Origin of the sequence: Yoonia sp. R78084, assembly GCF_044595625.1 — a bacterium.
GTDB lineage: Bacteria > Pseudomonadota > Alphaproteobacteria > Rhodobacterales > Rhodobacteraceae > Yoonia.
Genome location: NZ_CP138993.1, coordinates 2,640,205 through 2,661,073 on the forward strand (window position 1 = coordinate 2,640,205; position 20,869 = coordinate 2,661,073).

A 20,869-nucleotide genomic window follows, 5' to 3' on the forward strand; every position below is an offset into this window, starting at 1 on the left:
TTCGGCGGTTTTTCAACATTTCTGAACCGAAAGCGCGCGTGTCGCGGATTTACAGCGCAGATGCAAGCAAGATCAGCCGCGCGGATCAATAAACGCCTTGCCATCGGGCATTGCCAGCACCTGAGGCAGGCGCAGCATGGCCTCCGACAACGGCACGATACCAGCTACATCCGTTTTCCATACGCCACTGACAAAGCGCTCCTGGATTTCCACAAAGCCCGCACGCACACGGTCCGCCCCCACCTGCTTGATCCAGCGGGTCAGCCAGAAGCCCTCGATTTTCTTGTTCATAAAGATCAGCTGGCCCAGTTCGGTCAGGCACGGGGCCTCGCCCGACAGTTTGCCATAGTTCACCCATGTGCTGTGTTTGGGCATCGCAAAGAACAGATCAGCCGTGAACTGGTCGCCCACCGCATCAAGCAAGATCGCGGGCGGCAGCGCGCGGAAGGCCGTTTTGGCCTGATCAAGCGCGTCCGGCTGGGTAGACACAATTACGGAATGTGCGCCAAGGTCGCGTAGTTCAGCCGCCTGCTCAGCGCGGCGGACGACTGCGATTGGCGCAACGCCATTATCCCTCGCCAGCGCGATCAGGTATTTGCCAAGCTGCGATCCGGCAGCGTTCAGCACAAAACTCTCCGCGCGGCTTTCCTTGACTAGATCAAACATCGCAATCGCGGTCAGCGGGTTAACCAGCTGACAGGCGGCATCAACTTCGGCCAGATCGGGGCGGCAAGGCACAAGGCTGGTGACATCAGCCAGCGCATACTGCGCCCACGTGCCGGAGCCACCGGCAAAGAAGCTGACGCGCTTGCCAATCAGAGGCGTGTTGCCAGCCACAACCTCACCCACAGCTTCAAATCCGGCAGGGCTTCCTTTGACACGGGGTTGGCCGTATTCGCCTTTGATAAAATGGATGTCAGAGGGGTTCACCGCCGCCAGATGCACCTTGATCAGGGCCTGCCCGTCAGCGGGCTGCGGCAGGGGCACGTCCTGATAGACCAGAAAAGGGGACAGGTCGCTGATATTGGGCCCCGTCTGTGTTCCTGCATAGCCATCATGCAACTGCACAAGGGCTTTCATCGAAGTCGGAAGGGTCATGGCAGCCTCTTACAGATCAAAAGTGGCAAAAACAGGCGCGTGGTCGCTGGGCTTTTCCCAGCCGCGTGCATCACGCAACACGCGGCTGCTGTGGGCGGCGTTCTTGATGTCCGGCGTGGCCCAGATGTGATCGAGCCTGCGGCCTTTGTCGGCCTCGTCCCAGTCTTTGGCGCGATAGGACCACCAACTATAGAGCAGGCCTTCGGGGATATCGTTGCGTGTCACGTCCGACCACGCGCCCGCGTCCATCACATCGGCGAAATGTTCCACTTCGATCGGTGTGTGGCTCACGACCTTGAGCAATTTCTTGTGATCCCACACATCATCTTCGCGCGGCGCGATGTTCAGGTCACCGACAAGAATGGATTTTACCGGTTTCTGCGCATGATAGGTATCCCGCATGTCTGTCAGGTAATCGAGCTTCTGGCCGAATTTTTCGTTCACCGTGCGGTCCGCCACATCACCGCCTGCGGGCACATAATGGTTATGGATCGTCACGCCGTTTTCCAGCTTGGCCGCGATATGGCGCGCATGACCAAGACCGGCGTAATCCTCGGCCCCTGCCTCGACCATGGGGATCTTGGAAAAGATCGCCACGCCGTTATAACCCTTTTGGCCGCGCGCGACCAAATGGGTGTATCCGAGCGCCTGAAACTGTTCCAAAGGGATCTTGTCCACAGGGCTTTTGCATTCCTGCAGGCAAAGCACATCAGGTGCCTCATCGCGCATCAGGCGGGCGACAATGTCTTCGCGCAGACGCACAGAGTTGATGTTCCAGGTGGCAAGGGTAAAGGGCATAAGGCAGGCTTTCCGTTCGGTGTTTCTGGTGAGCGCGTCGGGCTTACGCGAGCAAAGGGGCCGGGCGGATAAAGCCCGTCGTCAGCCCCCTACGATTGAGAATGGCCGGTGTGCGGCGCGCAACGGCTGCGGGATGGTTGGGGTCAAGCACGCCAAGGCGCACAAGGAGCGCCGCGATCGCGCAGTCCCGCCCGCGCTGCGAACCATCCATGATCTTGACGGCTACGCCCAGTCTCTTTTCCGGGATGATCGCAATGAACACACCCTCGGCACCGGTCTTGATCGCGACCTTATGGTCCATCGCCCGCATCAGATCTGTACAGGTGCGTGTTTCACCCGCAACAAATTCAGGGAACGTCGCCATTGCCTGTGTCAGCCGCGCCGCAGCGGTGCTGCGCACATCCGACCGGTCCTGCGCGCTGGCAAAAAACGCCATTGCGCGGGCAAGACCATGGACGGTGCAGGCGTGGTTCGGTGCGGAACACCCGTCAATCCCGTACATCGGGCTGGTTTCGCCCGTCACATCCTCGAAGGCGGCTTTGACGGCTTGTTGCACGGGGTGGTCAATCAGTTCGTAATCCGGACCGGCTTTGAGGTATTTTGTCAGCGTAAGGAACCCTGCGTGTTTGCCGGAACATTCGTTGTGGATTTGGCAAGGCGCTGTGCCCGAGCAGATCAATTCATTGCGGGCCACCTCGTCCATTGGCAAAGCCGGACCGCAACGAAAGTCATCATCCGTCAGGTCCAAATCCTTGAGCCATTTGCCAACCAGATCCGTATGGATCGCGGCCGCGTTATGCGATGCCGAGGCAATCGCCAATTGCTGCCCCGTCAGATTTGCCGCAGCCCCGCTTTCCACCAAAGGCAGGGCCTGAATCATTTTGCAGGACGAACGCGGATAGATTATCGCCGTTGGATCACCCCAGCTTTCGACAATCTGGCCGGTATCATCACACACAACTGCGTGACCCTGATGGACGCATTCAAGCAGATCTCCCCGCCAGACTTCGACCAGATCAACAGGATTTGCCATTTTCTTGCCCTTTTGAATTGTATATTTCGTTTTTATCGCGCAGAGCGCACCTGTATCGGGGCTTTCCCCCGCAGGCAATTTTTTGCTAGGCGTAGTGGTATCGAGTTGAACAAGGTCTCGCCAGTCGAAAAGGTGCCGTCAGATGCGCCGCAGGCACGGGTGGGGCATTCAGAGGCAAGGACAGCGTGGAGGCTGCAGAATGATTTTGAATATTTCACGCGCAATTGGCGTAGCACTGGCTTTGATGACGGCGGGTGCCGCCGTCGCACAGGAAGAAAGCGATAACCGCGTTTCAGCGAATACCGACTGGAGCGTATTTGTGGAAAGCGATCCGAACGAATGCTGGGCCGTCTCGGCCCCCAAGGAAACGCTGAATACACGTGATGGTAATGCCGTCGACGTGCGCCGCGGCGACATCCGGTTGATTGTCTTCTACCGCCCATCCGAGAATGTGAACGGGCAGGTCATGTTTACCGGTGGCTATCCGTTTGCCGACGAATCAACCGCGAGCGTGCAGATCGGTGACACGACATTCCAGATGTTCACCCAGGGCGAAACCGCATGGCCGGCAACCCCTGCCGATGACGCACGTTTCGTCGAGGCGATGAAGCGCGGGGCGAATGCGGTGATCACGGCGCGGTCGGGTCGCGGCACACAAACGCAAGATACATTTAGCCTTTTGGGCTTTACTGCTGCGGTGGAAGAAGCCGCGAGCCGCTGCGCGGGCTAGGCGTTTCACATTATTTTGCGCAAAGGCGGTTTCCTTGTGGAGGCCGCCTTTTTCTCTTATATGCCCCTAAATCCCTGATTGAGAGTGAACCCATGGACGCCAAGGCCCCCATTACGCAGGACGTGCTGACAATTCCGCGCAAGCTGCCAGACGGACCGCGCAACCTGATCGGTTTGTCGCGTGACCAGATGCGGGACGCACTGATTGCGGCCGGCACGCCGGAAAAGCAGGCCAAGATGCGGGTCGGCCAGATCTGGCAGTGGGTTTACTATTGGGGTGTGCGTGATTTTGCGCAGATGACCAATCTGGCGAAAGACTACCGCGCGATGTTGGCCGATACCTTTGTGATTGAATTGCCCGAGGTCGTGACGCGGCAGGTGTCGGATGACGGCACCCGCAAATATCTGGTGCGGATCGCAGGCGGACATGAGGTTGAGGTGGTTTATATCCCTGAAACCGACCGCGGGACTTTGTGTATTTCCAGTCAGGTTGGCTGCACACTGACCTGTTCGTTCTGTCACACGGGCACACAGAAACTCGTGCGCAACCTGACCGCAGCCGAGATTGTCGGGCAAATCATGGTCGCTCGTGATGATCTGGGCGAATGGCCGGAACAGGGCGCGCCAAAGGATGAAACGCGACTTCTGTCGAACATCGTGCTGATGGGGATGGGCGAGCCGCTTTATAACTTTGAAAATGTGCGCGACGCGATGAAGATCGCGATGGACCCCGAGGGGATTTCACTGTCGCGGCGCCGGATTACGCTCTCGACATCCGGTGTGGTGCCCGAAATTGCGCGCACCGCGCAGGAAATCGGATGCCAGCTTGCGATTTCATTCCATGCGACAACCGACGAGGTGCGGGACCGTCTTGTCCCGATCAACAAGCGCTGGCCGATTGCCGATTTGCTCGATGCATTGCGGGACTATCCCAAGGTTTCGAACTCCGAGCGCATCACCTTTGAATATGTGATGCTTGATGGCGTGAATGACAGTGACGAAGATGCGCAACGCCTGATCAAGCTGATCAAGGGCATCCCTGCCAAGATCAACCTGATCCCGTTCAATGAATGGCCCGGCGCGCCCTACAAGCGGTCGTCGAACAACCGGATCCGCAAGTTTGCGGATATTATCTATAAGGCAGGCTATGCCTCACCCATCCGCACACCGCGGGGCGAGGATATCATGGCCGCCTGTGGCCAGTTGAAGTCTGCGACCGAACGCGCGCGCAAGTCCAAGGCGCAGATCGCGCAAGAGACCGGACTTTAACCATCTCTTCACCATGTGACGGCATGGTGATGGCATGGAGACTGTCACCATATATCTGGGCCCGACGATGGTCGCGGCTCTGCGCCGGATCGGGGAAGCCGAGGATCTCTCGGTCGGCCACATCGTGCGCGATGCCATCAAGCGTGATTTGTACCGCCGGACCCGCGCGAAGACGGCTCGCAGAGCGGATGAGCAGCTCGTCGCGCCCTTGCGGGCGCTTCTCGCGGATGATCTGGCTTATGCGAAAGGTTGGGATGATTTACAGGCGCGTCTGTCGCGCAAGGGCTATCAGCTGTGTGAAGCGGGCGGCGGATTGGCTCTGCATGATGCCGCAGGTGCGCGGGTCTGCAAAGGGTCTGATCTGGGGTATAGTTATGGCCGCCTGATCCGGCGTTTCGATGCCCCGTTTCCGGGACATCGCCACAGGTATCTGCACGCAAAAATGCGTTAACGGCCGGGAATCACACCGCGCTTTTGGCCGTTGCCTTCCCAATTCTCCAAAGCGGCCACGGCATCTTCAGCCGTCTCCACAAAACGGAACAGTTTCAAATCATCCGCCGAAATCGTGCCCGCCTCGGCGAGGGCATCCCAGTTGATAATCTTTTCCCAAAAGCTTTGCCCAAAGAGCAAAAACGGCACCTGCGCCATGCGCCCTGTCTGGATCAATGTGAGCGCCTCGAACATTTCGTCCAGCGTGCCAAATCCCCCTGGAAACACGCAAACTGCTGACGCGCGCATCAGGAAATGCATTTTGCGAATCCCGAAATAGTGGAAGTTGAAACAGAGTTCAGGCGTCACATAGGCATTTGGCGCTTGTTCATGGGGCAGCACAATGTTCAGGCCGATCGACCGCCCGCCCGCGTCTTGCGCGCCGCGATTGCCTGCCTCCATCACACCCGGACCGCCGCCTGTGACGATCACATTTTCGGTACCGCCTGATTTCAGCGATTTTTCTGTCATCATCTGCGCAAACCGGCGTGCCTCTTCGTAGTATTTCGACAAATCCGCGAGGGTTTGCGTACGCGCCGTGCCTTTCTTGGCCGGTTCGGGAATGCGCGCACCACCAAACAAAACAATGGTCGAATCGACCTTGGCCTCGGTCATCAGTAATTCAGGTTTGAGCAGTTCAAGCTGCAGGCGGACAGGGCGTAATTCCTCACGCAGCATAAAATCGTCGTCCGCAAAGGCCAGCGCATATGACGGCGCACGGGTTTGCGGCGTGTCGGGAATATGGCTTGCGGCGTCGCGGTCCTGCTGGCTGTCGCGGAACGGGTGCTGCCGGTGGTCTTTCATCATTTGCTTTGTCCTGCCTGCGTTTTGCACAAACTTGCCTGACTGAGCCCGGTTTGCAAGGTCGCCTTGAGCGTTGATTGATCCCGCAACCCCCGCTAGAAGCCTGTGAAATCAATTTACGGAGAAACCCATGTCCAATGCTGCCCTTGAGACTGCAATCGAAGCCGCGTGGGATGCCCGCGATACGATCACCTCTGCCACAACCGGTGAAACCCGTGAGGCAATCGAGGAGACGCTGAATGCGCTGGACAGCGGCAAACTGCGTGTCGCCGAGCGTCAGGATGATGGCAGCTGGCATGTCAACCAATGGGCCAAGAAAGCCGTGCTGCTGGGCTTCCGCATCAAGGATATGGAGCCACAGTCCGGTGGCCCCCAAGGCGGCGGCTGGTGGGATAAGGTCGACAGCAAATTCAAAGGCTGGGGTGCCGACGACTGGAAGACTGCCGGTTTCCGTGCAGTCCCGAATTGTGTCGTGCGCAAGTCCGCCTTTATCGCGCCCGGTGTTGTGCTGATGCCATCCTTCGTAAACCTCGGCGCCTATGTCGACGAAGGGACAATGGTCGATACCTGGGCAACTGTCGGCTCATGTGCGCAGATCGGCAAGAACGTACACCTGTCCGGTGGCGTGGGCATTGGCGGCGTGTTGGAACCCATGCAGGCCGGTCCGACGATCATCGAGGATAACTGCTTCATCGGGGCACGCTCTGAAGTCGTTGAGGGCTGCATCGTGCGCGAAGGATCGGTTCTTGGCATGGGTGTGTTCATCGGCCAGTCCACCAAGATTGTGGACCGCGAATCCGGTGAGGTCATGTATGGCGAAGTGCCCCCCTACTCGGTCGTTGTCGCAGGCTCGATGCCGTCCAAGAACAACGTCAGCCTTTACTGCGCCGTGATCGTCAAGCGGGTAGATGAGCGGACACGTTCCAAGACCGGCATCAATGAACTGCTGCGCGACTAGATGATTATCAGCCGGTATCTGGCGCGCAAGCGCGTGGCGGCGGGCATTCGTCCGTCGTTCCGGCAGGCGTGGTTACCCGTGCTCGCCGATACAGCAGCCATTGGTCTGGTGCTTTCGCTGATCTTTCTGCCCGTCGTCTCTGCAACACTGGTGATGGAGTTGTCGCTTGTCTGGCGTATGGTCGTGCTGTTCGTCGTGATCTACATGCCGTTGCAGATCGTGGTCATCTTCTCGACCGTATGGGCAGTCCGGTCGCGCTATGAAGAGAAAGACGACAAATGAGCAAGAAAGAAAGCCGCCAGCAGGTCTATACATTGCTCGTCGAGGTCGGCCGCAATGCGGGTGACGGTCTTCCTGATGGCGCCACCGGCGCGGCACTGATGTGCTATGCCAGCGGCGTGGATGAAGCAGAAGCCGTGCGCGAAACAGTGGCGATCCTCAAGCAGGCCGACCTCGCCCCGCTGGATGTCTCGGGCTATGGAACGTTGGACGAACGGTTGGCCGAAGGCCATGATATTTCTGATGATGAAAGGGCCTTAATGGCCCGCGCGCTGGAAGAGAATAGCGTGATTGTCGCCCAAATGACCCCGTTCTTCGACAAGGTCTAGACAGTACACAGCAGCGCAGAGCGCCGCAGGATCAGAATAACAACGACTTGCAGCAACATCTGGGCGGCGAAGAAGCCTTTATTTGCAGCCAGAACAGCCAAAAGCCGTTCACGCACGCCGATCAGAAGCGCAAAGAACGTGCCCAGCATCGCCAGCCCGATGATCATCCCGGCCTGAAAGCCGATAATACCGGTCAGACACGCTTCTGCCGAAATGCTGCGTTCCGCAGTGAAGTAGAGGCCTGCGCCAGCGACGCCCGCTTGCCCAAGACCAAGCAGAAAAAGTGGCGCCGCCATCGGAAGGTTTGAGCGGTGCAAAAACGCCAATGTATGCCAAGCCACAAGCCCCAACAAAAGAAAGAGCCAAAGCGGGACGGGGGCAACTGCTATGTAAATCATCAAATAAGGGCCTGTTTGAGATCAAAAACTGTCAAGCAGACACCCTGCCTCCGGAACCGCTTTGTGGTTTTGGCCGACGCGGACTAGATAGATGGGACGCATGCTCCGATCTATCTTAGGCTAACATGAAAACGATTTTGCAACAGACCTTGCCCGATGCCCACGAAGGCGACCCGCGGTTGCCGGGAACGATGCCCTGTGCGGCGAACGACTGGCTGCGCGTCGATGCATCCTATAGTGCGCAAATGGCCTATCGCGCCCAGCTTCTTGCGACACGACCGGAGGCTGTTCTTTACGAGAACGACCGGACCAGCGAAACCGGGAAAGAGGTTCTGTCCGAGGCGTTGGATATCCTGCCTGATCTAGGGTTTCGGGTGAGGGATGATCAGGTGATTTGCCCCGATGGTCGGCATGTATCACTGGACCGTCGTGCCCCGCTGCAGACGCTCGGGCATCTGGTGCAGGAAGATATCTGCATCCTGGAAAAACAGGGTGACGAGCATGTCATGACAAGCGCTGTTCTGTGCTTTCCTGCAAACTGGCGGTTGGCCGAAAAAATCAACCGTCCGCTGACGGGCATTCACGTGCCTGTGCCTGAGTATGACGACAATATCGCGGCCCGCGTGCAACGCCTGTTCGACGGTGTACAGGTGGGACGTCCGCTCTGGCGTTTCAACAAATTGCGTTATGTCGACCCGGATCTGCATCAGCCCTACAAACGCGAGACCGACGATGTGATGCCCTTTACGCGGTCAGAGCGGCAATGCATCTTGCGGCTGCCGCGCACGCAGGCGGTTGTCTTCACGATCCATACCTATGTGGTTCGCAACGCCCGATAGGTCTTGCGGGGCTGCCAAAGCAGAGCCCCGCGCCGTAATCATTTGCGTGTTGCCGCCCAGTGTTCGCTGTTTGCGCAAAGTGTCGAGCGCTTGTGCGACGGGTCGTCCTTCATCCGCATCGCGGACCGTGAGGCAAGAAATGCCAGTACAGCGACAAAACCTAACTTACCGAAAGCGAGCATAGCCATTAGTGAACCCATTGTTCATCTCCATGAATTGGTGTGTCGTTTGGTATTGCTTTAACTACGATGCCAATTGATGCGCGGATCTGAAAAATCTATTGTTTTCAATAGTATACATACGCATACCCGCGAAAATCATCGCAAGTTCAAGCGTTTGGGGTGGTCATGTCATCTTGTCGCAGGGTCAGTAAAAGAGAAGCAGGGCCGCCGCGAAATAGAGCGCGAGGCCGATCCAGCCAAAGCTGGCGGCAAAAACCGCCAAGGCAAAAAGCACGCCAAGAAGCACCGCCATTTCCCTGTAACTCTTGCCGCGCGGTTGGGTTTCCATACGCGCAACCTCGTCGTGCAGGTCGCGCTGCAGGATGCGCGCAGTCACGTAAGCTGTCACGCGAAAGCCCGTCTTACGGGCCTTGGCCAAATGTAGCTGAAGCTCCTCCATGACCGTTTTTAACAAGGCTGGGGGCAGGTTCCAAGTGATCCTTCACCAACCAATTGCAATTTGCATCCCGCAGCGCTTCCCGCTAGCCATACGACAAAGAGGAGTCCCCCATTATGCCCGTCGATCCCGTTGCCCTGACTGCCGATCTTGTCCGCTGCCCATCGGTCACGCCTGAGGAAGGCGGCGCGCTGGTGTTGCTGGAAAAGGTGCTGACGCAAGGTGGGTTTACCTGCACGCGGGTGGACCGTGGCGGGGTCTGCAATCTTTATGCGCGTTGGGGACGGCAGGGGGCAAACCGCACCTTCGGCTTTAACGGCCACACCGATGTTGTGCCTTTGGGGGATGAGGCGGCATGGACAATGCCGCCCTTTGGCGCCGAGATCAAAGACGGTTTTCTCTATGGGCGCGGTGCGACGGATATGAAATCGGGCGTGGCCGCCTTTGCTGCTGCAGCGCTTGATTTCGTCGCTGACACGCCACCGGACGGGGCGATCGTGCTGGCCATCACCGGCGATGAAGAGGGTGATGCCCTTGATGGCACGACCGCATTGCTGGACTGGATGGCGGCCAACAACGAGACGATGTCGGTCTGTCTGGTGGGCGAACCCACCTGCCCCGATGTGATGGGCGAGGCGATGAAAATCGGGCGGCGCGGGTCTATGGCCGCTTTCTTCACGGTCACGGGCGTGCAGGGTCATGCGGCCTATCCGCACCGCGCCAAGAACCCGATGCCCGCGATGGCGCGCCTGATGGATGTGCTTTCCAGCCGCGTGCTGGATGAGGGGACCGCGCATTTTGATCCGTCTTCACTGCAAGTATTGACGATCGACACCGGCAACCCCGCGACCAATGTCATCCCCGCCCAGAGCAAGGCCACGGTCAACATCCGCTTTAATGACACACATACGAGTGCTGCGCTGACGGCCTGGATGCAGGAAGAGGCCGATCAGGTCGCCGCTGACTTTGGCGTGAAGATAGCCATGCGGGTGAAGGTTTCGGGGGAAAGCTTTGTGACGCCACCCGGTGAACTGTCTGACTTGATTGCGGGCGCGGTCGAGGCTGAAACAGGGCGTAAGCCGGAACTCTCCACCTCGGGCGGCACATCGGATGCACGGTTTGTGAAGGATCACTGCCCAGTTGTGGAGTTCGGACTGGTGGGGAAAACGATGCATCAGGTGGATGAACGGGTCGAGGTGGCGCAGATTGGGCAGCTCAAGGCGATTTATACCCGTATCCTGACTGACTATTTTGCGTAAACCTTCGGCGTGACTGGCGCTGACCCAAATCTCTTGTAAGAGATTTGACCAATTCCTGCGAAGGAATTGGCTGTTTTCCTTTTGTCATGCTAGGCGGTGATCATGACACGCATTCCTTCCAAATCCGAAATCCTTGCATGGATCTCCGAGCACCCCACCAGAGCCGCCAAACGCGATATCGCGAAGGCCTTTGGTATCAAGGGTGCGGCCCGCATTGACCTGAAGCGCGTGCTGCGCGAGCTGGAGGATGAGGGCAAGCTGACCAAACGGCGCAGCTCATACCGCGATGCCGAAGAACTGGCCCCTGTCGCTGTGCTTGAAGTGATCGAGGCGGATGCCGACGGCGATCTTTTCGCGCGGCCCTTGGAGTGGAAAGGCGAAGGGGCCGAGCCGCGCATTTTGATGATGCTGCGTTCGAGTGATCCGGCCCTTGGGCCGGGTGACCGTATTCTTGGCCGCCTGACCGTCGATAAAACCGAAGACCACAGCCACACCGCCCGCATGATCCGCCGGATTGGCACCAACCCTTTGCGCATCTTGGGGGTGTTTCGTCAGGCCTCGGAAGGCGGGCGTGTGCTGCCTATTGATAAGGGGGCAGACAAACAGTGGACCGTCGCCGCTGGTGCAACGGGTGGCGCCAAGGACGGCGAATTGGTCGAAGCCGAGCAAGCTGGACCCAAAGGCCGCCTGGGCCTGCCCAAGGCGCGCATCATAGCACGGCTGGGTGATCCGACCGCGCCCCGTGCCGTGTCTTTGATTGCGATCCACCAGCACGGCATTCCGGATCATTTCCCCGATGAGGCCGTGGCCGAGGCTGATGCGGCAACACCTGCGGGGTTGGACGGGCGCAAGGATCTGCGCGATCTGCCACTCATCACCATTGATCCGTGGGACGCGCGTGACCGCGATGACGCCTGCTATGTCGAGGCAGACCCTGACCCGAAAAACGAGGGGGGTTTCATCATCTGGGTCGCGATTGCGGATGTTGCCCATTACGTCACCCCCGGTTCAGAACTGGATCGTGAAGCGCGCAAGCGGGGCAATTCCACCTATTTCCCCGACCGTGTGGTGCCGATGCTGCCCGACCGGCTCTCGGGGGATCTCTGCTCGCTGCATGAAGGGGTGGAGCGGGCCTGTCTGGCTGTGGCGATGCGGATTGATTCGGCGGGCAACAAGATTGACCACGACTTTCATCGCGGCCTGATGAACTCGCGGGCTTCGCTGAACTACGAAGAGGTGCAGGCCGGCGTTGATGGGCAGCCGAACGACAAGGTCGCCCCGATCCTCGAGCCGATCATCAAGCCGCTTTATGGCGCCTTTGCAGCCCTGATGAAGGCACGCGCGCAACGGCAGCCGCTGGATCTCGACCTGCCCGAACGCCAGATCATTCTGGATGATGCGGGCAAAGTCAGTTCAGTGCAGTTCAAAGAGCGTCTTGATGCGCACCGGCTGATCGAGGAATTCATGGTGCTGGCCAATGTCGCCGCTGCCGAGACGCTGATCGCCAAGAAATCGCCACTGCTCTTCCGGGTCCACGAAGAACCAAGCCCCGAAAAGCTTGATGCCCTGCGCGAGGTCGCGACGGCCTCGGGCCTTGTGCTGGCCAAGGGGCAGGTGTTGAAGACCTCGCACTTGAACAAGCTTTTGGCAGGCGCTGAGGGCACCGAAAATGACGAGCTGATCAATATGGCGACGCTGCGGTCGATGACGCAGGCCTATTATTCGCCCGATAACTTCGGGCACTTCGGCCTTGCGCTGCGGTCCTATGCGCATTTTACATCGCCAATTCGCCGCTATTCGGATCTGATTGTGCACCGTGCGCTGATCAAGGCCCACGGCTGGGGCGAAGACGGGTTAAGCCCCTGGGATATCGAGCATCTTTCAGAGACCGCCCAGATCATTAGCGATACCGAGCGCCGCTCCATGACGGCGGAACGTGATACGACAGACCGGTATCTGGCGGCGTTTCTGTCGGACCGTATCGGCGCGGAACTGGGCGGACGGATCAGCGGAATTGCCAAATTCGGTGTCTTTGTGAAGCTGGATGAAACCGGTGCAGACGCCATGATCCCGATCCGGACCTTGGGACGCGAGTATTTCCATTATGACGCAGACACCCAGACGCTGATGGGCGCGGATACCGGCATGGTGATCGGACTGGGCCAGCGTGTGACGGTCAAGCTGGCAGAAGCGGCCCCTGTGACCGGCGGGCTGATTGTCGAATTGCTGACGCTCGATGACCGCAACGTGCCGCGGGGCCCGTCCAAGGGGCGGGGCAAACCGCCGCGGCGCAAGATGGGATCGGCCCGCAAGAAAGCGGCCAAAACAGCGCGCAAGGTCAAGCGGACGCGGAAGTAGCCTTGCGCAGATGATAGGTCAGGCCGTGGTACACCAAAAGCCGCAGGCGCGCGGGTGCGATATCATCGGCGGACCGAAACACCACAGCGCGATTGCCTTCGATCTGCTCCAAACCCCCGAACGTCGCGGCATAGGTGCTGATGATATCCGTGCCGCAATGCGCGAAGATGGCCACACCACCGCCTTTTGCCAACCCGACCCGGAGGGTTGAGCCCGATTTTGTCTCAGGCGTCAGATAGGACGGTTGCCCCCACTTCAGGCACTCTTCCACCTGCCCCACCTCTGGCGTGGCGTCAGCGACCTCAAAGATCAGATCGCGTAACGATAGGGCCATATCCCGTTCGATCGTAGGAAATGCCGCAAAGACGCGCGCCACCTTGTCGTCGGAGAATGGGTATTTCATAGCTCTATCCCCTTCATGGCCCGCTCATCAAAACCTTACCGGCAAAAAGCCGCGCCGTGAACAAGAGTTGATTTGGGTCCGCCGGTATTTGCTTTATCACTGTTGAAAAACGAGGAGAGCAAAAATGCACCGCAGGCACTTTATCGCAACAGGTTTGTCCGCTTTGGTTTTGCCACAGATGGCCAGCGCAAACGCCGCAGGTTTTCCGAACTGGATCGCGGGCTTTCGCAGTCGCGCGCGCAATGCAGGGATTTCTGATCGCACCTTTGACGCGGCCTTTGCCAATGTGAGCTATCTGCCCGACAGTATCGAACGCGACCGGAATCAGGCCGAATTCGTGCGCCCTCTGGCTGATTATATGGCCTCAGCTGTGTCCGAGACCCGCGTCACGACAGGGCGCGAAATGGTGCGGCGCTATGCCAATGTGCTGGCCCAGATCGAGGCACGGTTTGATGTGGAGCCCTCGGTCGTCACTGCCGTTTGGGGTATGGAAAGCAACTATGGGTCGCGGCGCGGCGACACGCCCTTGATCTCGACCCTTGCGACACTGGCCTATGACGGGCGGCGCGGAGCATTCTTTGAAAGCCAGCTTATCGCGGCTTTGAAGATTTTGCAGAACGGTGATGTGGCACCAGCCAATATGACAGGGTCCTGGGCCGGTGCGATGGGACATACGCAGTTTATTCCCACGTCTTACGAGGCTTATGCCGTGGATTTCACTGGCGACGGGCGGCGCGACATCTGGGCGGATGATCCGACCGATGCGCTTGCCTCGACAGCGGCCTATTTCCGGCGCTTTAACTGGCGCAAAGGCCAGCCTTGGGGGGTCGAGGTACGCCTGCCGCAGGGGTTTGACTATGAACAAACGGGGCGGGCCGTGACGCGCAGCCCTGCTGATTGGGCGCGCGGTGGTGTCGTGGGTGTCGATGGGCGGGCGGTGCCGAACTACGGCGATGCGACCCTGAGCACGCCAACCGGCGCGGGTGGTCCTGCCTTCATGCTGTTCCGCAACTATGATGTGATCAGCCGCTACAACAATGCCGAGGCCTATATCATCGGTGTCGGTCATCTCTCGGATCGGATCCGTGGCGCGGGGCCGTTTCAGGCGGCCTTTCCAGCCGATGAGCGCCGCTTGCGTCGTGCCGAACGGCGTGAGTTGCAGCAGCGGCTCACGGATGCGGGATTCTCAACAGGCGGTGTTGACGGGCAGATCGGCCCGAATAGCCGTGCTGCGATCCGCGCCTATCAACGCGCCGCTGGCCTGCCCGCTGACGGGCATCCATCCTTCGCCCTATTGCAAAGGCTGCGCTGAACACTCACCGCCCTGCATGCATCTGGTTAGCGCATCTAGAACGGCCTGTGACGGCTCTTCAAAGATGCGCCCGCCGCAGGGGCCGGCCTCAATGGTCAGCGGCGGATCAGTTGCTTCGACGAAATAGACGGCATCAACGCCGCTTTGGGCCGTCCCGCACCATGGACCGGCACAGCCGATTTGGAGCATCAGATCCGTGACATAATCGATCGTAAAGCCGTCAGGCGACAGGCCGTGCCCAATGAAACGTGCGGGGATCGGCTCTGGCGTATGCATCTGTTTTTCCATCACCGCAGGCGGCAAATGTGCTTCGTTGAATGACAATTGCCCGTAAAGCACGAAATAGGTTTCGGGTGCATCCGCGAGCTGCTGGAACGTCATCACAGGATCGGGGCGCATACAACTGAGCGCGTGAGCCTGAGCGCCCAAAGAGGCAAGGGCCGCGGCAAGAAATAGGGGTTTCATCTGGGTGATCCTCTGTTTGGCTTCAGGCTTTGACGAATTGTACTTTCAGATCCTTGAGAAAACCTTTGGCAGCTTCAGAGTTTCGGGCCGAATTCCGCAAGGACCTGCTCGTAGACCGCGCGTTTGAAAGGCACGATGCTTTCCACCAGTTGATCAGGGGCCATCCATTGCCACGCGGTGAATTCGGGGGTTGCGGTGTCCAGATTGATCTGGTGATCCGTTCCGTGAAACCGCATCAGGTACCATTTCTGCTCTTGCCCGCGATAGCGGCCCTTCCAGATGTGTGGCACCAGATCAAGGGGCAGGTCATAGCGGATCAGGCCCGCACTCTCGGCCTCGATCGTGACGAGTTTTGGCGCGATGCTGGTTTCTTCCTCCAGCTCGCGCAGGGCCGCGTCACGACAGTTTTCGCCTTTGTCCACGCCACCTTGGGGCATTTGCCATGCGTCGGTATCACGGTCTTTGCGCTGGGCAACAAAAACATGTCCGCGCGGATTGGCCAGCATGATGCCGACGCAAGGACGATAGGGCAGGTCTGCAATCTCTTCAGGGGTCATAAACGGGCCTTGGTGTTTCATGGGGCGTGCCTTTTTGGTTTGGCCCAAGAATAGAAGCAATGCCAGCGGTTATGCGATAACAAGCCGTGTTTCGTGACGGATACGGGCGGCGATCCAGCGTAGATGCTCAGGGCGGAACGCCACGCACCCTGCCGTGGGCCGCCCGGGACCGCGCCAGGCGTGCAGGAAAATCGCCGAACCGCGCCCCTTGACCGCATAGGGCCAGTTCCAGTCGGTCAGGATCACCAGATCATACATCGGATCAGCACGGCGCAGGCGTTCATGGCTGTGCTGATAAGGCGCGCGGACCATGAGGTTATAGTCCTCATGTTTGGGATCATCCGACCACAGATCAGAGGGGCCAATCGGCAGCGCCCAATCCGCAGGCCGCGCCATGCGGTCAGGGCGGTAGAGCATCCCCACAAGGCGATGCGTGCCACGCGGCGTCGCGCCATCGCCCTCTTTCTTGCGGGCCGTCAGCCCGCCGCGCCCGATGGTGCAGGGAAATCGGCGGTTCAGAAACCGCAGGTGCGTGGGGGTCAGGACTAGGTCGGTTTGTTTCATGCCCGAGAGATAGCGAAGGAACGAAGACGTGTCAGCAGACGAAAACCTCTTTGCCTGCGGAACCCTGTTTGACGCTGGCCTTGCGCAAAGCTAGGAACCGAACAGGCGACATGCGACTGACGGCTTGGCTGTCATATCTCAAGAGACTGTAAATGGATAATCTGACGACCGGACAGTGCCTGTGTGGTGCTGTGAAATTCCGCATATCAGGAGAATTCGAAAGCTTTTTTCTGTGTCATTGCGGGCGTTGCCGCAAGGATACGGGGTCAGCCCATGCAGCCAACCTGTTTTCGTCCACGGCAAAGATAACGTGGTTGTCAGGCGAGGAAAACGTTAAGGAATTTAGACTTGGCGGAACGCAACACAGGAAATGTTTTTGCACGAATTGTGGCTCTGCCCTGCCATTTTCTCAGGCGAATGATGGCGTGCTTGTCGTGCCGGCAGGGTCACTTGATAGCCCGACCGGCATACGACCCAACGCGCATATATCCTTTGCCGATCGCGCAGACTGGGACGATGATCTTGCCTCCATCGAAAGGATTGACGGGCTGCCCGGCTGAAAAATTGATCCGCTGGAGCACCTTATCGATTAACTGAATGACAAAGTGGCAAACGCGGGCTTTGGCCTGTCTGAACGACATCGGAACGTTACAACAAATGCCCGGATTTGGCAGCTTTTGTGGCAAGATAGGCGTGGTTATGCGCGTTCCCGCCCACCTTGAGCGGCACCCGTTCCGTGACTTCGATACCGCAATGTTCCATCCGCGCAACCTTGGCGGGGTTGTTGGTCAGCAGGCGCACAGCCTTGAACCCCATCCGTTTGAGAATTTCCGCGCCGATCCGAAAATCACGTTCATCGTCCTCAAAGCCCAGACGGTGGTTTGCCTCGACCGTATCAAACCCCTGGTCCTGCAAGGAATAGGCGCGCATTTTGTTGGCAAGGCCGATGCCGCGCCCCTCTTGGTTCAGGTAAAGCAGCACCCCTGCCCCCTCCGCGCCCATCTGCGCCAGCGCACCGCGCAGTTGCGGGCCGCAGTCGCATTTCAGTGACCCAAGCAGATCACCGGTGAAACAGGCCGAATGCAGGCGCGAGAGCACAGGTTTGCTGCGGTCAGGTGTGCCGATTTCGACGGCGTAATGTTCTTCGGCCCCGTCATCGGGGCGGAAGATGTGCAGGCGTCCTGCCTCGGAGACCTCAAGCGGAAGCCTAGCCGAGATGATCGGATGCAGGGGGCTGAGACCTGTGTCGAGGGCCGCATCACCAGGGATCAGCGTCAGATTGTTCTGGCTGGCAAAAGCCGCTGCATTTTCCAATGGCAAGACGACAGCGGCGGGGAGGAGGCGCGCAGCTTTGACCAGCGCAATGGCGGCGCGGTGCAACTCGGCCGGACCGTCGCGCAGGGTTTTCAGCGGGCCTTTCATGGGCGCGCGCAGATCGTCAGCGGGGTCTGCAATAGCACGAACCCAGTTGATTGTCGCGTCGGGTGGCAGAAGGATCCGCGCGATATCGCCGTCATAGGCGTGCGCCTTGAGGGTCTCGGCCCGTCGCCCTGTTACGGCCAGTACCGCCGGTCCACCCAAGGCGCGCAGATCGGCCAGACGGGCCGCATCCAGAGTTTCGGCAGCCAGCACCAGCGCGCTGCCTTCGAGCACAACGGGCACGCCCATGCGCAGGTCAGCGCGGGCCCGCGCCAGTCGTTCAGTAATGTCGGGGCCAAATGCCATCTGCGTCCGCCTGTGATTTGTTTCAACAAATAGCCGTTTGCGCCGGAAAGTGAAACATTTGCACGAAAAATCACACGTCCGTGTGAAAGGGTGAAGGGATTGGTTGTCCCGGACGTATCAAGAACACAAATCTAATGGCGTAACCAAGGAGGATGTCATGGGACAGCTCAAAAAGATTCTATTGGTCGATGATGACGATGACCTGCGCGAAGCGCTGGGCGAACAACTGTTGATGACCGAAGATTTTGACGTCTTTGAGGCAGACGATGGTGCCAACGCGATGATCAAGGCCAAAGAGGGCCTTTATGACTTGATGATCCTCGATGTGGGTCTACCGGATACCGACGGGCGCGAACTTTGCCGCCTGATGCGCAAGCAGGGCGTCAAATGCCCGATCATCATGCTGACCGCGCAGGACAGCGATGCCGACACCATTCTGGGCCTTGATGCGGGCGCGAATGATTATGTCAGTAAGCCATTCAAATTCCCCGTACTTCTGGCTCGTATCCGCAGCCAGCTGCGCACCCATGAACAGTCCGAAGATGCTGTTTTCCAGCTTGGGCCATATACGTTCAAACCCGCCCAAAAGCTGCTTGTGACAGAGGATGACAAGAAGGTTCGCCTGACTGAAAAAGAGACAAATATCCTGAAATACCTGTACCGTGCGACAGACGGTGTTGTCGCCCGTGACGTGCTTTTGCATGAGGTTTGGGGCTATAATGCGGGCGTGACCACGCACACATTAGAGACACATATTTACCGTCTTCGCCAAAAAATAGAACCAGATCCGTCAAATGCGCGCCTTCTTGTGACCGAATCCGGGGGCTATAGATTGGTTGCGTAGTACTCCGACCCGGTGATTTCGGTCCTTTCCCTCCCATTATCACCGGGTCCCAAGTTCCCGCCGGAGATCGGGTTATATCTCCACCTCCCTGTTGGACTTGCCCGGGCTTCGTGCCCGGGCGTTTTTTTTGGCGGTGGCAATTTTCAACGCGCGCCTTACCTTTTGTTGTGAACAACAGGAGACGAAACATGAAATCCGCCAAGCATTTTCTAGAAGAAGCCAACGCGCATGTTGTGCGCATCACCGCCGAACAGGCGATTGCAAAACATGCCGAGGGCAAAGCCACCTTCATCGACGTGCGCGATAGCGCTGATATCGCAAAATCAGGCACGATTGCTGGTGCGCACCGCGTGCCACGCGGGTTCATTGAGTTTGCAGCTGATCCGGAGATGCAGTTCCACAACCCGATTTTTGACAAAGACGCCGAGCTTTGTCTTGTCTGTGGCGCAGGCGGACAGGCCGCATTGGCTGGCAAGACGCTGAAGGACATGGGGTACAAAAACGTGATCAACGTCGGCGGTATCGGCGACTGGAAAGAGGCTGGCGGCCCGACCGAAGACTAAGCCAGCGCCTGATCCCAATCGGCGATGAGGTCGCCGATATCCTCGATCCCGACGGATACGCGGATCAGGTTCTCAGGAATACCGGTGTGCGGTTCAATCGTGTGCCGGTGTTCCACCAGACTCTCGACGCCCCCCAGAGATGTCGCGCGCAAGAAGAGTTCCAGTTTCCCGACAACGCGCAAAGCGTCCTCCCGCCCCCCTTTGACAAGCACCGACATGAGGCTGCCAAAGCCGCCCGTCATCTGTTGGCAGGCAATGTCGTGGCCTGTGTGCGAGGGCAGACCGGGGTAGAAAACGCCTTCAACGGCGGTATGGGCCAGCAGGTGTTCCGCCAGCATCTGGGCATTTTGCGACATACGCTCAACCCGCAAAGGCAGCGTGCGCATGGCCCGCGTCAGTAGCCACGCCTCGAACGGCCCAAGGATCGCACCCGCCATTTTGCGATCGGCACGGATCATGCCCCAGATCGGCGCGTCTTTGGCGCGGGTCGAAAGGACACCTGCCAGAACGTCGGAATGGCCGTTGATGCCCTTGGTGGCGGAATGCATGACGATATCAGCCCCGAAATCGAGCGCGCGTGTCAGGATGGGCGTGGCGGCTGTGGCATCGACGACCAGTGTCGCATCGCTGGCGTCAGCGACCGCACGAATATCCACGGTTTCCAGCCAAGGGTTCGAGGGGGTTTCAACAAAAACCAGATCGGCAGCTTGCGAATGACAGGTGCTCACCAGCGCCTCGGCCTCCACTTCGATCAGGGTGATATCGCGCCGCGTGCAAAAATCCCTGATCCACGCCGTCGTGCCCCAATAGATCCCTGATTGGACAATCGCCGTCCCGCCATTGGGCAGTGTACGGAACACCGCCGCAATTGCGGCCATACCTGACGGGAACAGGAGCGTCTCTTCCGCCCCTTCCAGTCTGCGCAAGACCTCTTCAGCCTGACGTAGATTGTCCGAATCCGCCCGCGAATAGATATTGTCGGGACGGACCAGCGCATAGTCAGCGCCACGCAGGTAGGTTGTGGACGGCTGCAGCGCAGGCACAACACCGCCAGATTGAAGATCAATGGCTCCGGCGGCATGCGCTGCGATTGTGGCGGGCTTTTTTGTACTATCCATTTCGCTATGTGGCGCAGAGCGACAGGCGAATGCAAGGGGTGCTTGTCAGCTGTCTGCGGC

25 protein-coding genes are annotated in these 20,869 nt (G+C 58.7%); 13 read left to right on the top strand and 12 right to left on the bottom strand.

The window, feature by feature from the left end; all coding sequences use genetic code 11:
- Positions 1–72 precede the first annotated feature (72 nt).
- The 3 genes from SJY29_RS13235 to SJY29_RS13245 are packed head-to-tail and all read right to left on the bottom strand — an operon-like array spanning position 73 to position 2,929.
- Positions 73–1,098: a zinc-binding dehydrogenase gene (locus SJY29_RS13235; RefSeq protein WP_400083701.1), complete on the bottom strand. Its 1,026-nt coding sequence runs from the start codon at positions 1,096–1,098 to the stop codon at positions 73–75.
- Positions 1,099–1,107: 9 nt separating this feature from the next.
- A complete protein-coding gene (xth, locus tag SJY29_RS13240) occupies positions 1,108–1,896 on the bottom strand; it encodes an exodeoxyribonuclease III (RefSeq protein ID WP_400083703.1) in 789 nt (262 codons plus the stop codon).
- Positions 1,897–1,939: 43 nt separating this feature from the next.
- Entirely contained in the window at positions 1,940–2,929 is a 990-nt protein-coding gene (locus SJY29_RS13245; protein ID WP_400083704.1) for an asparaginase, read from the bottom strand.
- 199 nt (positions 2,930–3,128) lie between these two features.
- Between SJY29_RS13245 and SJY29_RS13250 the strand changes: the two genes are divergently transcribed.
- From SJY29_RS13250 to SJY29_RS13260, 3 genes are all read left to right on the top strand, one after another.
- Complete coding sequence (locus SJY29_RS13250; RefSeq protein WP_400083706.1) at positions 3,129–3,659, top strand: invasion associated locus B family protein; 531 nt, start codon at positions 3,129–3,131, stop codon at positions 3,657–3,659.
- Positions 3,660–3,751: 92 nt separating this feature from the next.
- Positions 3,752–4,927 carry a 23S rRNA (adenine(2503)-C(2))-methyltransferase RlmN gene (gene rlmN, locus SJY29_RS13255; protein WP_110278087.1) on the top strand — a complete coding sequence of 392 codons (1,176 nt, stop codon included), beginning with the start codon at positions 3,752–3,754 and terminating at the stop codon, positions 4,925–4,927.
- Positions 4,928–4,961: 34 nt separating this feature from the next.
- Entirely contained in the window at positions 4,962–5,378 is a 417-nt protein-coding gene (locus SJY29_RS13260; RefSeq protein ID WP_400083709.1) for a hypothetical protein, read from the top strand.
- Here the strand turns inward: SJY29_RS13260 and SJY29_RS13265 are convergent.
- The gene (locus SJY29_RS13265; protein WP_400088933.1) at positions 5,375–6,220 is read right to left on the bottom strand and encodes a TIGR00730 family Rossman fold protein; all 846 of its coding nucleotides are present in this window, start codon (positions 6,218–6,220) and stop codon (positions 5,375–5,377) included. The genes SJY29_RS13260 and SJY29_RS13265 overlap by 4 nt on opposite strands.
- A 130-nt stretch (positions 6,221–6,350) precedes the next feature.
- Here SJY29_RS13265 and dapD point away from each other — a divergent pair, with 130 nt between their 5' ends.
- Genes dapD through SJY29_RS13280 form a run of 3 tightly spaced genes read left to right on the top strand, consistent with a single transcriptional unit; the run spans position 6,351 to position 7,786 of the window.
- Complete coding sequence (gene dapD / locus SJY29_RS13270) at positions 6,351–7,178, top strand: 2,3,4,5-tetrahydropyridine-2,6-dicarboxylate N-succinyltransferase (RefSeq protein WP_400083711.1); 828 nt, start codon at positions 6,351–6,353, stop codon at positions 7,176–7,178.
- Entirely contained in the window at positions 7,179–7,460 is a 282-nt protein-coding gene (locus SJY29_RS13275) for a hypothetical protein (RefSeq protein ID WP_110278083.1), read from the top strand.
- Positions 7,457–7,786: a hypothetical protein gene (locus tag SJY29_RS13280; protein WP_327543521.1), complete on the top strand. Its 330-nt coding sequence runs from the start codon at positions 7,457–7,459 to the stop codon at positions 7,784–7,786. Before SJY29_RS13275 ends, SJY29_RS13280 begins: the two co-directional genes overlap by 4 nt.
- Here the strand turns inward: SJY29_RS13280 and SJY29_RS13285 are convergent.
- Entirely contained in the window at positions 7,783–8,184 is a 402-nt protein-coding gene (locus SJY29_RS13285; protein ID WP_400083713.1) for a hypothetical protein, read from the bottom strand. The genes SJY29_RS13280 and SJY29_RS13285 overlap by 4 nt on opposite strands.
- Positions 8,185–8,309: 125 nt before the next feature.
- Between SJY29_RS13285 and SJY29_RS13290 the strand changes: the two genes are divergently transcribed.
- Positions 8,310–9,023: a heme-dependent oxidative N-demethylase family protein gene (locus SJY29_RS13290; protein ID WP_400083715.1), complete on the top strand. Its 714-nt coding sequence runs from the start codon at positions 8,310–8,312 to the stop codon at positions 9,021–9,023.
- Positions 9,024–9,389: 366 nt separating this feature from the next.
- On the opposite strand, the gene SJY29_RS13295 is transcribed toward SJY29_RS13290, so the two are convergent.
- Positions 9,390–9,644 carry a hypothetical protein gene (locus SJY29_RS13295; protein WP_400083716.1) on the bottom strand — a complete coding sequence of 85 codons (255 nt, stop codon included), beginning with the start codon at positions 9,642–9,644 and terminating at the stop codon, positions 9,390–9,392.
- A 113-nt stretch (positions 9,645–9,757) separates the two neighbouring features.
- On the opposite strand from SJY29_RS13295, the gene dapE reads away from it, so the two are divergent.
- Together dapE and rnr are read left to right on the top strand one after the other, a co-directional pair.
- A complete protein-coding gene (dapE, locus tag SJY29_RS13300) occupies positions 9,758–10,900 on the top strand; it encodes a succinyl-diaminopimelate desuccinylase (RefSeq protein ID WP_400083718.1) in 1,143 nt (380 codons plus the stop codon).
- Between the two features lie 102 nt (positions 10,901–11,002).
- Positions 11,003–13,258 carry a ribonuclease R gene (rnr, locus tag SJY29_RS13305; protein ID WP_400083720.1) on the top strand — a complete coding sequence of 752 codons (2,256 nt, stop codon included), beginning with the start codon at positions 11,003–11,005 and terminating at the stop codon, positions 13,256–13,258.
- On the opposite strand, the gene SJY29_RS13310 is transcribed toward rnr, so the two are convergent.
- Positions 13,239–13,661 (bottom strand): DUF1801 domain-containing protein, encoded by a 423-nt coding sequence (locus tag SJY29_RS13310; RefSeq protein ID WP_400083721.1) that lies wholly within the window; start codon positions 13,659–13,661, stop codon positions 13,239–13,241. The genes rnr and SJY29_RS13310 overlap by 20 nt on opposite strands.
- Before the next feature lie 124 nt (positions 13,662–13,785).
- Here SJY29_RS13310 and SJY29_RS13315 point away from each other — a divergent pair, with 124 nt between their 5' ends.
- Positions 13,786–14,973 (top strand): lytic murein transglycosylase, encoded by a 1,188-nt coding sequence (locus SJY29_RS13315; protein ID WP_400083723.1) that lies wholly within the window; start codon positions 13,786–13,788, stop codon positions 14,971–14,973.
- On the opposite strand, the gene SJY29_RS13320 is transcribed toward SJY29_RS13315, so the two are convergent.
- The 3 genes from SJY29_RS13320 to SJY29_RS13330 form a co-directional block, all read right to left on the bottom strand.
- Positions 14,953–15,438, bottom strand: a complete 486-nt coding sequence (locus SJY29_RS13320; protein ID WP_400083725.1) for a hypothetical protein — start codon at positions 15,436–15,438, stop codon at positions 14,953–14,955. The genes SJY29_RS13315 and SJY29_RS13320 overlap by 21 nt on opposite strands.
- Positions 15,439–15,512: 74 nt before the next feature.
- Positions 15,513–16,016, bottom strand: a complete 504-nt coding sequence (locus SJY29_RS13325; protein WP_400083727.1) for an RNA pyrophosphohydrolase — start codon at positions 16,014–16,016, stop codon at positions 15,513–15,515.
- A 48-nt stretch (positions 16,017–16,064) separates the two neighbouring features.
- The gene (locus tag SJY29_RS13330) at positions 16,065–16,559 is read right to left on the bottom strand and encodes a L,D-transpeptidase (RefSeq protein WP_400083729.1); all 495 of its coding nucleotides are present in this window, start codon (positions 16,557–16,559) and stop codon (positions 16,065–16,067) included.
- 152 nt (positions 16,560–16,711) lie between these two features.
- Between SJY29_RS13330 and SJY29_RS13335 the strand changes: the two genes are divergently transcribed.
- Positions 16,712–17,119: a GFA family protein gene (locus tag SJY29_RS13335; protein WP_400083731.1), complete on the top strand. Its 408-nt coding sequence runs from the start codon at positions 16,712–16,714 to the stop codon at positions 17,117–17,119.
- An 88-nt stretch (positions 17,120–17,207) separates the two neighbouring features.
- On the opposite strand, the gene ribA is transcribed toward SJY29_RS13335, so the two are convergent.
- Complete coding sequence (ribA, locus tag SJY29_RS13340) at positions 17,208–18,284, bottom strand: GTP cyclohydrolase II (protein ID WP_400083732.1); 1,077 nt, start codon at positions 18,282–18,284, stop codon at positions 17,208–17,210.
- A 157-nt stretch (positions 18,285–18,441) separates the two neighbouring features.
- On the opposite strand from ribA, the gene SJY29_RS13345 reads away from it, so the two are divergent.
- Together SJY29_RS13345 and SJY29_RS13350 are read left to right on the top strand one after the other, a co-directional pair.
- Positions 18,442–19,128, top strand: a complete 687-nt coding sequence (locus SJY29_RS13345) for a response regulator transcription factor (RefSeq protein ID WP_055295822.1) — start codon at positions 18,442–18,444, stop codon at positions 19,126–19,128.
- 188 nt (positions 19,129–19,316) lie between these two features.
- Positions 19,317–19,691, top strand: a complete 375-nt coding sequence (locus SJY29_RS13350) for a rhodanese-like domain-containing protein (RefSeq protein ID WP_400083734.1) — start codon at positions 19,317–19,319, stop codon at positions 19,689–19,691.
- On the opposite strand, the gene SJY29_RS13355 is transcribed toward SJY29_RS13350, so the two are convergent.
- Positions 19,688–20,809 (bottom strand): trans-sulfuration enzyme family protein, encoded by a 1,122-nt coding sequence (locus SJY29_RS13355; protein ID WP_400083736.1) that lies wholly within the window; start codon positions 20,807–20,809, stop codon positions 19,688–19,690. The two genes, SJY29_RS13350 and SJY29_RS13355, sit on opposite strands and share 4 nt — an antisense overlap.
- Positions 20,810–20,869: the final 60 nt, after the last annotated feature.

What these genes read in the sequence shown, in the direction of transcription:
- SJY29_RS13235 (WP_400083701.1), bottom strand. Translation starts at nt 1,098, where the DNA reads ATGACCCTTCCGACTTCGATGAAAGCCCTTGTGCAGTTGCATGATGGC.
- xth (WP_400083703.1), bottom strand. Translation starts at nt 1,896, where the DNA reads ATGCCCTTTACCCTTGCCACCTGGAACATCAACTCTGTGCGTCTGCGC.
- SJY29_RS13245 (WP_400083704.1), bottom strand. Translation starts at nt 2,929, where the DNA reads ATGGCAAATCCTGTTGATCTGGTCGAAGTCTGGCGGGGAGATCTGCTT.
- SJY29_RS13250 (WP_400083706.1), top strand. Translation starts at nt 3,129, where the DNA reads ATGATTTTGAATATTTCACGCGCAATTGGCGTAGCACTGGCTTTGATG.
- rlmN (WP_110278087.1), top strand. Translation starts at nt 3,752, where the DNA reads ATGGACGCCAAGGCCCCCATTACGCAGGACGTGCTGACAATTCCGCGC.
- SJY29_RS13260 (WP_400083709.1), top strand. Translation starts at nt 4,962, where the DNA reads ATGGAGACTGTCACCATATATCTGGGCCCGACGATGGTCGCGGCTCTG.
- SJY29_RS13265 (WP_400088933.1), bottom strand. Translation starts at nt 6,220, where the DNA reads ATGAAAGACCACCGGCAGCACCCGTTCCGCGACAGCCAGCAGGACCGC.
- dapD (WP_400083711.1), top strand. Translation starts at nt 6,351, where the DNA reads ATGTCCAATGCTGCCCTTGAGACTGCAATCGAAGCCGCGTGGGATGCC.
- SJY29_RS13275 (WP_110278083.1), top strand. Translation starts at nt 7,179, where the DNA reads ATGATTATCAGCCGGTATCTGGCGCGCAAGCGCGTGGCGGCGGGCATT.
- SJY29_RS13280 (WP_327543521.1), top strand. Translation starts at nt 7,457, where the DNA reads ATGAGCAAGAAAGAAAGCCGCCAGCAGGTCTATACATTGCTCGTCGAG.
- SJY29_RS13285 (WP_400083713.1), bottom strand. Translation starts at nt 8,184, where the DNA reads ATGATTTACATAGCAGTTGCCCCCGTCCCGCTTTGGCTCTTTCTTTTG.
- SJY29_RS13290 (WP_400083715.1), top strand. Translation starts at nt 8,310, where the DNA reads ATGAAAACGATTTTGCAACAGACCTTGCCCGATGCCCACGAAGGCGAC.
- SJY29_RS13295 (WP_400083716.1), bottom strand. Translation starts at nt 9,644, where the DNA reads ATGGAGGAGCTTCAGCTACATTTGGCCAAGGCCCGTAAGACGGGCTTT.
- dapE (WP_400083718.1), top strand. Translation starts at nt 9,758, where the DNA reads ATGCCCGTCGATCCCGTTGCCCTGACTGCCGATCTTGTCCGCTGCCCA.
- rnr (WP_400083720.1), top strand. Translation starts at nt 11,003, where the DNA reads ATGACACGCATTCCTTCCAAATCCGAAATCCTTGCATGGATCTCCGAG.
- SJY29_RS13310 (WP_400083721.1), bottom strand. Translation starts at nt 13,661, where the DNA reads ATGAAATACCCATTCTCCGACGACAAGGTGGCGCGCGTCTTTGCGGCA.
- SJY29_RS13315 (WP_400083723.1), top strand. Translation starts at nt 13,786, where the DNA reads ATGCACCGCAGGCACTTTATCGCAACAGGTTTGTCCGCTTTGGTTTTG.
- SJY29_RS13320 (WP_400083725.1), bottom strand. Translation starts at nt 15,438, where the DNA reads ATGAAACCCCTATTTCTTGCCGCGGCCCTTGCCTCTTTGGGCGCTCAG.
- SJY29_RS13325 (WP_400083727.1), bottom strand. Translation starts at nt 16,016, where the DNA reads ATGAAACACCAAGGCCCGTTTATGACCCCTGAAGAGATTGCAGACCTG.
- SJY29_RS13330 (WP_400083729.1), bottom strand. Translation starts at nt 16,559, where the DNA reads ATGAAACAAACCGACCTAGTCCTGACCCCCACGCACCTGCGGTTTCTG.
- SJY29_RS13335 (WP_400083731.1), top strand. Translation starts at nt 16,712, where the DNA reads ATGGATAATCTGACGACCGGACAGTGCCTGTGTGGTGCTGTGAAATTC.
- ribA (WP_400083732.1), bottom strand. Translation starts at nt 18,284, where the DNA reads ATGGCATTTGGCCCCGACATTACTGAACGACTGGCGCGGGCCCGCGCT.
- SJY29_RS13345 (WP_055295822.1), top strand. Translation starts at nt 18,442, where the DNA reads ATGGGACAGCTCAAAAAGATTCTATTGGTCGATGATGACGATGACCTG.
- SJY29_RS13350 (WP_400083734.1), top strand. Translation starts at nt 19,317, where the DNA reads ATGAAATCCGCCAAGCATTTTCTAGAAGAAGCCAACGCGCATGTTGTG.
- SJY29_RS13355 (WP_400083736.1), bottom strand. Translation starts at nt 20,809, where the DNA reads ATGGATAGTACAAAAAAGCCCGCCACAATCGCAGCGCATGCCGCCGGA.